This window comes from Pseudomonas alkylphenolica (assembly GCF_004025535.1).
GTDB lineage: Bacteria > Pseudomonadota > Gammaproteobacteria > Pseudomonadales > Pseudomonadaceae > Aquipseudomonas > Aquipseudomonas alkylphenolica_A.
On record NZ_QJRG01000042.1, the window covers coordinates 171,971 to 186,695 of the forward strand.

Annotated in this window: 12 protein-coding genes; 3 read left to right on the forward strand and 9 right to left on the reverse strand. The window is 64.2% G+C overall.

What is annotated here, in order from left to right; all coding sequences use genetic code 11:
- Nucleotides 1–9: 9 nt before the first annotated feature.
- Nucleotides 10–1,314: an OmpP1/FadL family transporter gene (locus tag DM813_RS12040; protein ID WP_128323617.1), complete on the forward strand. Its 1,305-nt coding sequence runs from the start codon at nt 10–12 to the stop codon at nt 1,312–1,314.
- Between the two features lie 71 nt (nt 1,315–1,385).
- On the opposite strand, the gene DM813_RS12045 is transcribed toward DM813_RS12040, so the two are convergent.
- Both DM813_RS12045 and DM813_RS12050 read right to left on the reverse strand, forming a co-directional pair.
- Nucleotides 1,386–2,432, reverse strand: a complete 1,047-nt coding sequence (locus tag DM813_RS12045; RefSeq protein WP_128323618.1) for an LLM class oxidoreductase — start codon at nt 2,430–2,432, stop codon at nt 1,386–1,388.
- A 22-nt stretch (nt 2,433–2,454) separates the two neighbouring features.
- Entirely contained in the window at nt 2,455–3,090 is a 636-nt protein-coding gene (locus tag DM813_RS12050; RefSeq protein ID WP_128323619.1) for a glutathione S-transferase family protein, read from the reverse strand.
- Nucleotides 3,091–3,221: 131 nt separating this feature from the next.
- Between DM813_RS12050 and DM813_RS12055 the strand changes: the two genes are divergently transcribed.
- Nucleotides 3,222–4,121 carry a LysR substrate-binding domain-containing protein gene (locus DM813_RS12055; protein WP_128323620.1) on the forward strand — a complete coding sequence of 300 codons (900 nt, stop codon included), beginning with the start codon at nt 3,222–3,224 and terminating at the stop codon, nt 4,119–4,121.
- Nucleotides 4,122–4,303: 182 nt separating this feature from the next.
- Nucleotides 4,304–4,744 (forward strand): hypothetical protein, encoded by a 441-nt coding sequence (locus DM813_RS12060; RefSeq protein WP_128323621.1) that lies wholly within the window; start codon nt 4,304–4,306, stop codon nt 4,742–4,744.
- Nucleotides 4,745–4,828: 84 nt separating this feature from the next.
- On the opposite strand, the gene lipA is transcribed toward DM813_RS12060, so the two are convergent.
- The 7 genes from lipA to DM813_RS12095 form a co-directional block, all read right to left on the reverse strand.
- Nucleotides 4,829–5,803 (reverse strand): lipoyl synthase, encoded by a 975-nt coding sequence (gene lipA / locus DM813_RS12065; RefSeq protein ID WP_164897237.1) that lies wholly within the window; start codon nt 5,801–5,803, stop codon nt 4,829–4,831.
- Between the two features lie 7 nt (nt 5,804–5,810).
- Nucleotides 5,811–6,935 (reverse strand): glycine cleavage system aminomethyltransferase GcvT, encoded by a 1,125-nt coding sequence (gcvT, locus tag DM813_RS12070; protein ID WP_128323622.1) that lies wholly within the window; start codon nt 6,933–6,935, stop codon nt 5,811–5,813.
- Nucleotides 6,936–6,944: 9 nt separating this feature from the next.
- Complete coding sequence (locus DM813_RS12075; protein ID WP_128323623.1) at nt 6,945–8,321, reverse strand: L-serine ammonia-lyase; 1,377 nt, start codon at nt 8,319–8,321, stop codon at nt 6,945–6,947.
- A 27-nt stretch (nt 8,322–8,348) separates the two neighbouring features.
- Complete coding sequence (gene glyA / locus DM813_RS12080) at nt 8,349–9,602, reverse strand: serine hydroxymethyltransferase (protein WP_128323624.1); 1,254 nt, start codon at nt 9,600–9,602, stop codon at nt 8,349–8,351.
- A 61-nt stretch (nt 9,603–9,663) separates the two neighbouring features.
- Nucleotides 9,664–12,534, reverse strand: coding sequence for an aminomethyl-transferring glycine dehydrogenase (gene gcvP, locus DM813_RS12085; protein WP_128323625.1), 2,871 nt, complete (start codon nt 12,532–12,534; stop codon nt 9,664–9,666).
- Nucleotides 12,535–12,548: 14 nt separating this feature from the next.
- Nucleotides 12,549–12,926, reverse strand: a complete 378-nt coding sequence (gene gcvH, locus DM813_RS12090) for a glycine cleavage system protein GcvH (RefSeq protein ID WP_128323626.1) — start codon at nt 12,924–12,926, stop codon at nt 12,549–12,551.
- 259 nt (nt 12,927–13,185) lie between these two features.
- Nucleotides 13,186–14,718, reverse strand: coding sequence for a sigma-54-dependent transcriptional regulator (locus DM813_RS12095; protein ID WP_128323627.1), 1,533 nt, complete (start codon nt 14,716–14,718; stop codon nt 13,186–13,188).
- Nucleotides 14,719–14,725: the final 7 nt, after the last annotated feature.

Below are 14,725 nucleotides of genomic sequence, written 5' to 3' on the forward strand. Positions count from 1 at the left end.
GGAGGCTGGATGAAACGTAAATCGGGTTACCTTGCACAGGGTCAACACCTAACCGGTCTTGCTGTGTGCCTGTGCCTACTCAGCGCAAAATCATGGGCCGGCGGTATATTCATCTATGAGGCCGGCCAGGAAGGCATGGGCCTGGCCAACGCAGGTTCTGCGGCACTTGCCACTGACCCCAGCGTGCTGATGAGCAACCCCGCCGCCATCACCCAGTTGCAGGGCACCCAGATCAGCGCCAGCGGCCAGCTGATTCTTGGCGACCTGAAATTTTCTCGCGACAGCAACAACCAGTTCAGCGGCAACGAAGGCGGCAACGCCCTTGAATACCTGCCCGGCACCAGCCTGTTCGTCAGCCACCAGATCGACGAGCGCTCGGCCGTCGGCTTTGGCATGTACGGCAACTTCGGCCTGGCGCTGGACTATGACGACGACTGGACCGGTCGCTATTTCACCCAGGAAGCCGCCGTGATCGGCGTGTCGTTCCAGCCAACCTTCGCCTACAAATTTACCGATGACCTCTCGGTGGGCATTGGCCCACGCATCATGTATGCCTACTACCGCACCGAGATGGCCATCAACAACAACCTGCTCGGCCTGCGCGACAGCCCCGACGGGCAACTGGAATACAAGGACACCGATGTCGGCACCGGGGTCAACGTCGGCGTGCACTACCGCCTGGGCCCGCGCACCCAGTTGGGCCTCGCCTACACCAGCAAGGTCGACCTGGAGTTCAAAGACCGCCCCAGCGTGCACAAGGTCGACAACCCGATCATCAACGCGGCGCTCAGGCGCCTGGACGTGGACGACCTGGAGCTGGACATGTCGGTGCCGCAGACCGTGCTGTTCAGCGTCGCGCATGACCTTGATGATCAATGGAAGCTGCTCGGTAGCCTCGGCTGGCAGGACTGGAGCGAGTTCGGCGAGATTGGCGTGGACGTGGACACCGATGCCGCAGGTGACGTCAGCCGCTCGGTCAGCCGCAAATACAAAGACACCTGGCACGCCTCGCTGGGCGCCCAGTACCAGATCGACCCGCGCCTGCGCTGGAGTGTCGGCCTGGGCTACGACAGTTCGGCGGTGGATGACAAGGACCGCACCGTAGACAACCCCATGGGCGAAGCCTGGCGCCTGGCGACCGGGATCAACTACGAACTGGAAAAAGGCCTTGATGTGCACATGGCCTACACCCTGGTGTGGCTGGGCGATATGGACGTCGACCAGACCAAGGCGCGTTCGGGCGATACCCTTTCCGGCACCTACAAAAACGCGGCGCTGCACATCATCGGCGGTGGTGCGACCTGGCGGTTCTAGGTTTCATCCACGAACACACGTGCCGCCAGCGCTGACCGTGACGGCATGTGTGTCGATTCGCTTTCCCTCATCTACCACTGCTGCATCAGCGGCTCCGGCCCGGCCAGCGCCGGGAAATGCGGCAACACCTCTTCTGCCAGTTCCTGAATGATCTGCGCAACCGGCCGCTGCGCCATCTGGATGCCCAGCGCGGCATGATTGACCCCGGCATCACGCCATTCGCCCAGCAGGTCGATCAAGCCATTGCGGCCGGTCTTGAGGACATAACCGCCCTGCAGTGGCGTACGCGGGAAGTTCGGGTCATCGGCCAAATCAATCCATTCGTTGGTCATGTGCGGGCGAAAGCCGCCACCGGGAATCGCCGCACGCCAGGCGCGGATCTTTTCTGCCAGGCGCCGGGGCCCCAGGATGTTATGGGTAGCGTCGGGAAAGGTCAGCCAGCCGTCGGCCTGCTCACCCAGCCACGCCATCGATTGCTGCGATGAGCCGGTGACGATGAGCGGAATACGCCCGGTGACGGGCTTGGGCAGCAACTGTGCTTCGCTCAAGCGTCCCAAGGGCGACTGAATGTTCGCGGGCGAAGCGGCCAGCAGTTGCCGAAAGTAGTCCACCGACTGCGCAAACCGTTCACCCCGTTCGGCATGCGCCAGGCCGTAGGCCGGAAACTCCACGGCCCGGTCGCCCGTGGCGATGCCCATCACTAGGCGGCCGCCAGACAGGCAATCGAGTGTCGCCGCCGATTTCGCCAGGTCGATGGGATGGCGCAGCGAGAAGATCGCGCTGCCGGTCACCAGCGCAATCTGCCGTGTTTGCGCGGCCAGGTAAGCCAGGTAGGTAAAGGGGTCGAACACTTGCCCGGCATCGCCGAACGCAGGATCGAACAACGGTACATCCCGCACCCAGGCGGCAGCGAAGCCCAGGCGGTCGATTTCACTGACCTGCTGTGCCTGGCCGATCAGAACGGCCATGTCGCCAGAAAAAAAGCGCAGTGGCAGGAAAATCCCCAGGGTGAGTTGATCGGGGGCAAACATGCGCCGGTAGCCGGGGTGGCCGGCAAACGCAGAGGCGTTGGCACCGCGTGTTACAGGGGCGGTAAAACGATGGGTTGTCGCGTTCATGGCACTTCCTTGATGCTGGGGTTCAGGGGCCTGTTGCCGGTGCGGGCAAACGAATGCCCCGCTGCACCGCCGGGCGCTGGTTGATGCGCGCGTACCAGTCACTCAGGTGGAGGTAACGGCTGAAGTCGAAGGCCACCAACCGGGCGATATGCATCCAGCCGAACGTGGCGATGTCGGCAATCGAATAGGCCTGCCCTGCCAGCCACGGCTGGGTTGCCAGGTGCTGGTCGAGGGTGGCGAAGGCCGCCTCGGTGAGTTGCCGGTAGCGGCTGATGGCTGCAGGGTTGGCTGTTTTATCAAAGCACTCGAAGTGCACACGCTGCCCCAGTAACGGGCCCATGCTCGCGCTGTGAAACATCAGCCAGGTAATGGTTGTCCAGTGTGCTTGCGGATGCGGGTCGTGCAGTTGCCCGCTCTTCTGAGCGAGGTACAGGAGAATGGCCGCTGACTCGAACAGGGTGATGCCACGCCCGCGGTCCACCAGCACCGGAATACGACCGTAGGGGTTGAGGGCCAGGAACGGCGGTTGCCGGTGTTCGTCCAGGTCAATACGCACGTGGTGCAGCGTGTAGGCGAGCCCCATTTCTTCCAGCGCAATGGTGATCTTGAAGCCATTGGGCGAGCTGTCGGTATACAGAATGAGATCGGGATCGAGCATGGACTCATTACCTCAGGCAAACTAACGTTTACGATGATTAGCTGACGGCCATGCTAGAGCGGTTACTCCTGACAAAAAAACGATAAGTTCTCCTCTCATACATTAGCTTTTCTAAACCAAGGAATCTTCCGATGGGCGCTGTTCTCCCCTTGCTGGCGCTAAGGGCCTTCACTGAAACCGCACGCCTGGGCAGCCTGAAAGCGGCAGCGCAGCAACTGGGCGTGACGCCTGGAGCGATCAGCCAGCAGATTCGCCAGCTGGAGGAACGCCTCGGAGTTTCACTGCTGGTGCGCAGCCGCCAGGGTGTGCGCCTCACCGAAGCCGGTGCGCGTTTGCACCCGGGGTTGTCACGGGGGTTTGGCCAGATCGAGGGCGCGTTGGCAGATCTGCAGGCGATGAAGGTCGAACAGACCCTCACCATCAGCACCGTGCCGTCGTTTGCCTCCACCTGGCTGGTCCCACGCCTGGCCGACTTCAGCGCTCGCTATCCGGACATCGAAGTGCGCGTGGAGGCAACGGGCAAGCTGGTCGATTTCCAGCGCGAGCGGGTCGACATCGCCCTGCGCCATGGCCTGGGCCACTACCCGGGGCTGGAGTCGATCCCGCTGCTGGCGCCGGTACTGGTGCCGGTGGCCAGCCCGGCATTGCTGGCCAGCGGGCCGCCGATCAGCCACCCGCTGGACTGCCTGCATTACCCGCTGCTGCAGGACTCCGATCGCGCTGATTGGGCACTGTGGCTGCAAGCCCATGGCGTCGACGTAGACAGCAGCGCCCGCCGCGGCCCGAGTTTTGACGAGGAACTGCTGTTGTTGCGCGCGGCCGTCACCGGGCAAGGCATCGCCCTGGTGCAGGACAACCATGCCCGTGAGGACCTTGAAAACGGCACCCTGGTGATTGCATTGGACAGGCCCTGGCCAGCGCGGTTTGCCTACTACGCGGTGAGCCGACCGCAAGCGCTGCGCCAGGCGCATGTGCAGGCTTTTATCAACTGGCTGAAGGAGCAGGCGGGGGATGTGTCGGCGCTGCGCTGAAGGCTGTGTGGGTTGCTGGATTCTACGAGCGCTTCGCGCTAGCCGGCGATGGGGCGCACAGCGGCCCTGGTGAAGCAGCTCCTGCACAATGACCACCCATCAGCCAGATTCCGCGCCAGCAGCAGGCCACTACACTGCATAAGGGGGATGAAATCAACGCACCTCAACTCAGGAGATCTGTGATGAACAGAGCATCTTGGCTGGCGTTGGTAGTCGCTGTCGGGGCAATTTCAGGTTGCGCAAGCACCGAGGTTGTCGATGTCCCCCTCCAGGCTACCCCGGAAAACGCTCAGCATATCGCCCGGGCTACCCTCAGCCCGGCGGGCACGCAAACCAGCATCATGCTCAACGTCGGTGGCGTGCCACACGACCTGGCCCTGCCCAGTCGCCTCGATACGGCCATCTACGCCGGTTCGTGTCAGCACCTGGCGGCGCAGCCGGCCTACACCACGCAACAGGCCAACAGCGTCGACTACCCCTCGATGGCACCACGCACCAAGCTGTGGGCGCAAGCCCCTGTAGCCTTGAGCGAACTAAGCAAGGGTGACTATGCCCTGCTCGTTCGCACCAGCCCGGCAGACGGCAGCCGTGCGATTTTCTGCGGCGACATCAAGGCCGGTTAAAGGAGTAACAAGCAAGCGTTTGGCACCGTGGCCGGCATGAATTACCCCAGGCCACGGTGACGCTGCCTCCTTCATCCAGGCCAGTTAAAGCGCGTTCACTTGCTGGTCGGCATGGTAGGAAGAACGCACCAGCGGCCCCGACGCGACATTCCGGAAGCCCATCGCCAACGCCTGTTCGGCAAACCAGGCGAAGGTATCCGGGTGCACAAAGCGCTGCACCGGCAGATGGCTGCGCGACGGCTGCAGGTACTGCCCGAGGGTGAGCATGTCGACCTGATGTTCGCGCATGCGCTGCATCACCTCGATCACTTCGTCATCGGTCTCGCCCAGCCCGAGCATCAGCCCGGACTTGGTCGGCACCCCCGGCACACGTTGCTTGAAGCGCTCGAGCAGATCCAGCGACCACTCGAAGTCCGAACCCGGCCGGGCGGCCTTGTACAGGCGTGGCACGGTCTCCAGGTTGTGGTTGAACACGTCCGGCGGTTCCTGCTCGGTGATCGCCAGGGCCACATCCATGCGCCCGCGGTAATCCGGCACCAGGGTTTCCAGCTGGATGCCCGGCGACAACTTGCGGATTTCCCGCAGGCAGTCGACGAAGTGCTGGGCGCCACCGTCGCGCAAATCATCACGGTCCACCGAGGTGATGACCACGTACTTCAGGCGCAAGTCAGCGATGGCAATCGCCAGGTTCTTCGGCTCGTCAGCGTCCAGTGGCTTGGGCCGGCCATGGCCGACATCACAGAACGGACACCGGCGGGTGCAGATGTCGCCCATGATCATGAAGGTTGCCGTACCACCGGAAAAGCACTCGCCCAGGTTCGGGCAGGACGCTTCTTCGCAGACGCTGTGCAGCTTGTGCTTGCGCAGCAGCGCCTTGACCCGCGCCACCTCGGGTGCGGTGGGAATCTCCACGCGAATCCAGTCAGGCTTGCGTGGCACCTCTTCGGTGGGCAGGATCTTCACCGGAATGCGCGCCACCTTCTCGGCGCCGCGCAGCTTCACCCCGGCCTGCAGCGGTTGCGGGCGCGTGGCGACAGACTGGCTTGGGTTCATGCTCATCCCCTGCTCAACCACGGTAGTAACGCTGGGCCACGAACGGCGTGCGCACCACGCGCATCGGCACCAACTTGCCGCGTACCTGGGCAAAGACTTCAGTCTCCAGTGCCGCATATTCGCTTTGCACAGTGCCCATCGCCAGCGGCCCACCCAGGCTCGGGCCGAAGCCGCCGCTGGTGACACGACCGATCACCTGCTCACGGGCATCGACGATCAATGCGCCTTCGCGCACCGGCACCCGCTCACTGGGCAACAGGCCGACGCGCTTGCTGGCCACACCTTCACGCTGCTGGGCAAAGATCCGTTCGGCACCGGGAAAGCCGCCGGCGCGTACGCCATCGGCACGCCGGGCCTTGGAAATCGCCCAGGTCAGGCTGGCTTCGATCGGCGTGGTGGTCGCGTCCATGTCATGGCCGTACAGGCACAGGCCCGCTTCCAGGCGCAGCGAGTCACGGGCGCCCAGGCCGATGGCTTCGACCTCGGGCTCGGCCAGCAACGAGCGCGCGAGCATTTGCGCAGCCTCTGCCGGTACGGAAATCTCGTAGCCATCCTCACCGGTGTAACCCGAGCGGCTGACGTAGCAGTCGACACCCAGCAAGCGCACCGGGGCGAACTGCATGAAGGTCATACTGCCGACCTCAGGCGCCAGGCGCGCCAGCACCTTGGCCGCCGCCGGCCCCTGCAGGGCGAGCAAGGCGCGGCTGTCGAACAGCGATTCGACCTCGCACTGCCCTTCCAGGTGCTGCCGCAGGTGGGTCAGGTCCTGGTCTTTGCAGCCGGCGTTGACCACCAGGAACAGTTCATCGTTGCCGAGGTTGGCGACCATCAGGTCATCGAGGATGCCGCCTTCGGCGTTGGTGAACAGCGCATAACGCTGCATGCCCACCGGCAGGTCGATGATGTCGACCGGCACCAGCGCCTCCAGCGCCTTGGCCGCCTGGGCGCCACGCAGGCGGATCTGGCCCATGTGCGAGACGTCGAACAGCCCGGCCTGCTCACGGGTGTGCAAGTGCTCCTTGAGTACACCCAGCGGGTACTGCACCGGCATGGCGTAGCCGGCGAACGGCACCATGCGCGCGCCCAGTTCCAGGTGCAGACCATGCAACGGTGTTTGTTGTAGTTGTTCAGTGGACATGGGTGACTCCTAGCATTCGATGATGTTGACTGCCAGCCCGCCGCGGGCAGTCTCTTTGTATTTGCTTTTCATGTCGGCGCCGGTCTGGCGCATGGTGCGGATCACCTTGTCGAGCGACACGAAGTGCTGACCATCCCCGCGCAAGGCCATGCGCGCGGCATTGATGGCCTTGACCGAGCCCATGGCATTGCGCTCGATACAGGGCACCTGAACCAGCCCGCCAATCGGGTCGCAGGTCAGCCCGAGGTTGTGCTCCATGCCGATTTCGGCGGCGTTTTCCACTTGCTGCACACTGCCGCCGAGTACTTCGCACAGGGCCCCGGCCGCCATCGAACAGGCCACCCCGACCTCGCCCTGACAGCCGACTTCGGCACCGGAGATCGAGGCGTTTTCCTTGTACAGAATGCCGATGGCCGCAGCCGTGAGCAGAAAGCGCACCACGCCGTCTTCGTTGGCCCCCGGCACAAAACGTGTGTAGTAGTGCAGCACCGCCGGGATGATCCCGGCCGCACCGTTGGTGGGCGCGGTGACCACGCGCCCGCCACTGGCGTTTTCCTCGTTCACCGCCAGCGCGTAGAGGTTGACCCAGTCGAGCACCGAGAGGCTGTCGCGCAGGCTGGCTTCAGGACTGGCATTGAGCTGGCGATGCAAGGCCGCCGCACGGCGCCTGACCTTAAGCCCGCCGGGCATGATCCCTTCGGTACGGCAGCCGGCCTTTACGCAGTCCTGCATTACCTGCCAGATGTGCAGCAGGCCCTCACGGGTCTGCTCCGCGCTGCGCCAGGCGGTCTCGTTCTCGGCCATCAACTGGCTGATCGAAAGACCGTGCTGGGTGCATTGCGCGAGCAACTCGCGGCCACTGAGAAACGGAAAGCGCAGCGGCGTGCGGTCTTCGACGATACGGTCGACACCGACCGCCGCCTCGTCCACCACAAAACCGCCTCCCACCGAGTAATACTCACGGCTGCACAGCTGCAAGCCGGCCGCATCGAAGGCGCGCAAAATCATGCCGTTGGGGTGATAGGGCAACGGCTTGCGGATCATTGCCAGGTGCTCTTTCTCGACGAAGCGGATGCTTTTTTCGCCCAGCAGCGACAGCCTTCCGCGCTGGCGAATCATGCCCAGGCGGTCGGCTACCATCGAGGTTTCGACGGTGTCCGGGTGCTCCCCCTCAAGCCCCAGCAGCACCGCCTTGTCGCTACCGTGGCCCTTGCCGGTGGCGCCCAGCGAGCCGTACAGCTCGGCCCGCACGCTTTCCACCTGAGGCAACAAGCCCTGGTCCCTGAGCCCCTCGGCAAAACGCGCCGCCGCCCGCATCGGCCCGACCGTGTGCGAACTGGAGGGGCCGATCCCTACCTTGAACAGATCAAAAACACTCAGCGACATACACGCCTCCGCACTCGCGCCCAGGGGTCAGGCCGGATAAACCGGGAACAGCTTGCACAGCGCGGCGACCTGCCGGGCCACCTGGGCCTCGACATCGGCATCGCCGAGGTGGTCGAGGATGTCGCAGATCCAGGTCGCCAGGGCCCGGCACTCCGGTACCTGGAAGCCACGGGTGGTGACAGCCGGGGTACCGATGCGCAGGCCCGAGGTGACAAAGGGCGACTGCGGGTCGTTTGGCACGGCGTTCTTGTTGACGGTGATGTGCGCACGGCCCAGCGCGGCATCGGCGTCCTTGCCGGTAATGCCCTGGCGAATCAGGCTGACCAGGAACAGGTGGTTGTCGGTGCCCCCGGAGATCACGTCATAACCGCGCTGCATGAAGATCTCGGCCATCGCCTGGGCGTTCTCGATGACCTGGCGCTGGTAGTCCTTGAAGCCGGGCTCCAGGGCTTCCTTGAAGCACACCGCCTTGGCCGCGATCACATGCATCAGCGGCCCGCCCTGCCCGCCCGGGAACACCGCCGAATTGAGCTTCTTCTCAAGCTCCGGGTCAGCCTTGGCCAGGATCAGGCCGCCGCGCGGGCCACGCAGGGTTTTGTGGGTGGTGGTGGTGACGACATCGGCGTACGGCAGCGGATTGGGGTACAGGCCCGCTGCGACCAGGCCGGCGACATGCGCCATGTCGACAAACAGGTAGGCGCCGACCTTGTCGGCGATCTCACGAAAGCGCGGGAAGTCGAGGGTCTTGGAATACGCGGAGAAGCCGGCGACGATCATTTTCGGCTTGTGCTCGACGGCCAGACGCTCGACTTCGTCGTAGTCGATCAGGCCATTGCCGTCGATGCCGTATTGCACCGCATTGTAGAGTTTGCCGGACGAGCTGACCTTGGCACCGTGAGTGAGGTGGCCGCCATGGGCCAGGCTCATGCCCAGCAGGGTGTCGCCAGCCTGCAACAGGGCCAGGTACACCGCCGCGTTGGCCTGGGAGCCGGAGTGCGGCTGAACGTTGGCGTAGCCCGCGCCGAACAGCTGCCTGGCGCGCTCGATGGCGAGCTGCTCGACGACATCGACGTGCTCGCAGCCACCGTAGTAGCGCTTGCCCGGGTAGCCTTCGGCGTACTTGTTGGTCAGCTCGGTGCCCTGGGCCTGCATCACCTGCGGGCTGGTGTAGTTTTCCGAGGCGATCAGCTCGATGTGGTCTTCCTGGCGTTGCGCTTCCAGGCGAATGGCAGCGGCCAGTGCCGGGTCGAAGTCGGACAGGGTCAGGCTTTTATGGAACATGGTGGGTTTCCTTCTTGTTCGGTTGGCAAGCAAGACCCGGACCGAATCCGGGCCAGGGCAATCAAGCGTCTTGATAGATCGACATCGGCGGGCAGGCACAGGCCAGGTTGCGGTCGCCGTAGACATTGTCCACGCGCCCCACCGGCGGCCAGTACTTGCTCTCGCGCAAGGTCGCCAGCGGGTACACCGCCAGCTCCCGGCCATAACGATGCGGCCACTCGCCGGCCAGTTCGTGGGCGGTATGCGGGGCGTTCCTGAGCGGGTTGTCGAGCTTGTCCAGCGTGCCGTTTTCCACGGCGCGGATTTCTTCGCGAATGCAGATCATCGCCTCGCAGAAGCGGTCGAGTTCGGCCTTGGACTCACTCTCGGTCGGCTCCACCATCAAGGTGCCGGCCACCGGGAACGACATGGTCGGGGCGTGGAAGCCGAAGTCGATCAGGCGCTTGGCGACGTCTTCGACACTGATGCCGCTGCTGTCCTTGAGCGGGCGCAGGTCGAGAATGCACTCGTGGGCGACCAGGCCGTTTTCGCCGGTGTACAGCACCGGGTAGTGCTCCTCCAGACGCCGGGCAATGTAGTTGGCACTGAGGATCGCCAGTTGCGAGGCACGCTTGAGCCCTTCGCCGCCCATCATGCGCATGTACATCCAGGTGATCGGCAGGATGCTGGCGCTGCCGAACGGTGCCGCACACACCGCGCCGTGCTTGTTGTCCATGTGCCCGTGACCTGGCAGGAACGGCGCCAGGTGCGCCTTGACGCCAATCGGGCCGACACCCGGACCGCCACCACCATGGGGAATGCAGAAGGTTTTATGCAGGTTGAGGTGCGACACGTCGCCGCCGAATTTGCCCGGTGCGCACAGGCCGACCATGGCGTTCATGTTGGCGCCGTCGAGGTAAACCTGGCCGCCATGCTGGTGAATGATGTCGCAGATGCGGGTGATGCCGTCCTCGAACACGCCGTGGGTCGAGGGATAGGTGATCATCAACGCCGCCAGCCGCGCCTGGTGCTCCACGGCCTTGCGCTGCAGGTCGTCGACATCGACGTTGCCACGGGCGTCACAGTTGACCACCACCACGCGCATGCCGGCCATCTGCGCGGTGGCCGGGTTGGTGCCGTGGGCCGAAGACGGAATCAGGCACACGTCACGCCCGGCTTCGCCCCGGCTGGCGTGGTAGGCGCGAATGGCCAGCAACCCGGCGTACTCGCCCTGCGAGCCGGCGTTGGGCTGCAGCGACATGGCGTCGTAACCGGTGGCGGCACAAAGCATGGCCTCCAGTTCGTCGGTCAGCTGGCCGTAACCCTGCGACTGTTCGGCCGGTGCAAACGGGTGCAAGGCACCGAACTCCGGCCAGGTGATCGGGATCATTTCGCTGGCGGCGTTGAGCTTCATGGTGCATGAGCCCAAAGCGATCATGGTGCGGTCCAGGGCCAGGTCCTTGTCGGCCAGGCGACGCAGGTAGCGCATCAGCTCGGTTTCGCAGTGGTAGCGATTGAACACTTCGTGCTGCAGGAACGGCGTCTGGCGCAACAGCGGCGCCGGCAGGCAGTCGCCACTGGCGGCGGCCAGGGTGGCGAAATCCGGGGCTTGCTGAGCCGGTGCTGCAAACACCTGCCAAAGCGCTTCAACGCTTGCCTGCTCGCAGGTTTCATCCAGCGCCAGGCCGACACGGGTAGCGTCGATGATGCGCAGGTTCAGGCGTGCTGCGTCAGCGGCGGCCAGCACTTCGGCGACCGGCCGTGCGGTTTGCACACTGACGGTATCGAAGAAGCTCGCTTGCTCAACACGGTGCCCGAGTTGCTGCAGGCCCTGCACCAGAATCGCGGTCAGGCGATGCACGCGCCGGGCGATGTCCGCCAGGCCTTGCGGGCCGTGGTAAACGGCATACATGCTGGCGATGTTGGCCAACAGCACCTGCGCGGTGCAGATGTTGCTGGTGGCCTTTTCACGGCGGATATGCTGCTCGCGCGTCTGCATGGCCAGGCGCAGGGCCGGCTTGCCGAAACGGTCGATGGACACGCCGACCAGGCGCCCGGGCATGTCGCGTTTGAAAGCATCACGGGTGGCAAAAAACGCCGCATGCGGGCCGCCAAAACCCAGTGGCACGCCGAAGCGTTGCGCACTGCCAAGCACCACGTCGGCACCAAACTCGCCGGGCGGTGTTAGCAGGGTCAGAGCCAGCAGGTCGCTGGCCACGGCAACCAGCCCGCCGGCCTGGTGGACCTGCGCAACGAGTTCGCGGTGGTCGGCGATATCACCGGTGCTGGCCGGGTACTGCAGCAACACGCCGAAGTAGCCGTCGAGGCTTTGCGCCTGCAACTGCGACTCGTCGCCGACAACCACCTCGATACCCAAAGGCTCGGCACGCGTGCGCAGCACATCGAGGGTTTGCGGGTGGCAATGACGCGAGGCGAAAAACGCCGGGGCCTTGTTCTTCGCCAGGCGCTTGCAGAAGGTCATGGCCTCGGCCGCTGCAGTGGCTTCGTCCAGCAGCGAGGCGTTGGCGATTTCCATGCCGGTGAGGTCGCTGACCAGGGTCTGGAAGTTCAACAGCGCTTCCAGACGGCCCTGGGAAATCTCCGGCTGGTACGGCGTGTAGGCGGTGTACCAGGCCGGGTTCTCCAGCAGGTTGCGCAGGATCGGCGCCGGTGTGTGGCACGGGTAGTAGCCCTGGCCGATGTGGTTGCGGTACAGCTGATTCTTTGCCGCGATGGCCTTGATCGCCGCCAGGGCCTCTGCCTCGCCCTGCCCTTTGGACAGTTCGAGCACGCTGGTGCCCTTGATGCTTTGCGGGATGACGCTGTCGATCAGGGCGTCGAGCGAGGCATGCCCGGTCAGCGCCAGCATGGCGGCGATATCGTCGTCGCGCGGGCCGATGTGACGGGCAATGAATTCGTTGTCGGTGCCCAGCGAGATAGGTGCTCTGTTCATGTCGGCACCCTGGCTCAGGCGTTGTCGGCCAGGAAACGGTCGTAACCGGCCTGGTCCATCAGGGCGTCGAGGTCGGCGACGTTGTTGACCTGGATACGGAAGAACCAGCCGTCCTGCATGGGCGAGGCGTTGACCAGTTCAGGGTCATCGGACAGCGCCTGGTTGACGGCAACCACTTCGCCGGCCAGCGGCATGCTGATGTTGCTGGCGGCCTTCACCGACTCCAGCACTGCAACTTCATGGCCTTCGCCGTATTGGCCCAGATCCGGCAATTGCACGAACACCACATCACCCAAAGCCTGCTGCGCGAAGCTGGTGATGCCGACAGTCAGCTCGCCGCTGTCTTCCAGACGCAACCATTCGTGTTCAGGTGTAAAACGCAACATGCTCATGGCACTTCCTCTTGTTTTTAGGTGGGTCCTGCGGGAGGACTGCCAAGTACTAGAGCAAGGGCAATGCCAAGTATTTATTTTCTATATAAATCAATTAGTTAAATAATTTTTAAGGTGTATTGCAGGCCTCTGCTGCGGAGCGAAATCGCTCCATGCATCAGGCCGGGAATCACGCTTTGCCGGGAAGGTCCACTGAAACGCTGGCCTTGGGGCCACTGGAGCACAATCACTCCAGTGGAGCGCATTCACTCCGGCCCGTTCAGGACGGCCGGTTGGCAATGCCGTATTTGCGCAAGCGCTGGCCAATCGCGGTGTGTGACGTTTGCAAGCGCACCGCCAGTTGCCGGGTGGAGGGGTAAGCGGCGTACAGCTTCTCCAGCAGGGATTTTTCGAAGCCTTGTACGGCGGCTTCCAGGCTGATGATCTCCGGCACCTCGGTCTGCTGGCTGCTCAGGGCCGTGCCGGCCAGTTCCAGGTCTGCGCACTCGATCACCTCGCCTTCGCTGATGGCCGCAGCGCGGAAGATCACGTTCTGCAACTGCCGCACGTTGCCGGCCCAGCGGTTGCCCAGCAGCAGCGGATGGGTCGCCAGCGCCAGCCGGCACGGCGAGCGCTGGATCTGCGTGCAGGCCTGGCGCAGGAAGTGCTCGGCGAGCAACAGGATGTCGTTGCCGCGCTCACGCAGGGGCGGCACCAGCAGATTGAGCACGTTGAGGCGGTAGTACAGGTCTTCACGGAAGCTGCCTTCCAGTACCATGCTTTCCAGGTTGCGGTGCGTGGCACACACCACCCGGACATTCACCCGCACCTCCCCCCCGCCACCGACACGGCGAAAGCTGCCGTCGCTGAGAAAGCGCAACAGCTTGGCCTGCAGGTAAGGCGACATCTCGCCCACTTCATCGAGAAACACCGTGCCGCCGTCGGCCAGCTCCAGCAGGCCCGGCTTGCCACCTCGCTGAGCGCCGGTAAACGCGCCCGCGGCGTAACCGAACAGCTCGCTTTCGGCCAGGCTCTCTGGCAGCGCCGCGCAGTTAAGCGCCAGGAACGATGCGTCACGTCGCACGCTCAGGGCATGGCAGGCCCTGGCCACCAGCTCCTTGCCGGTACCGGTTTCGCCCTGGATCAGGATCGGCGCATCGAGGCTGGCCACTTTGTGCAGCCGCACCTTGAGTTCCTTGAGCGGCGCCGAATCGCCCAGCAGCGTTTGCAGCCCTTCGGCATGGTCATGCAGCAGCGAGGCCAGGCGTTCACCGATGCGGCTGGGCGGGTACAGGGTGAGCAATCCACCCACCAGCGCATCGGTGCCGCCACTGATCGGCGTGGCCTCCAGCAACAGCGCCTGGCCCTGCAGGCTCACCTCGCACATTGGCAGGCGAAAACCTTTGTCGATCAAGGTTTGCGCCAGGTCCGGCTCGGTGAACAGGCTGGACAACGGCTCGCCGGCAGGCTCGCGGCCGACCAGGCTGACCAGCGTCGGGTTGGCCAGCAGCACATGGCCGCAAGGGTCGACGGCCAGCACCGGATCGCTCATCGCCGCCAGCAATGCTTCCAGTTGCAGGCGTCGGCGTTGGCCAGGGAGAAAGTCGACCAGCTCCACGGCCTGCACCCCGACCACCCGCAGCAGCGCGTCGTGAAGTTCCTCCAGCACCGCTTGCGACAGCGCCGGGGCATCGATATAGACGTTCGGCGGGCTCATTTCCACCGCGTCCAGGTTGAGGTTGCGCGCGCCCAGCAACGCCAGGATCTCCTGGGTGATACCGACACGGTCGATGAAAGTGACGTGAATGCGCATCGTGAGC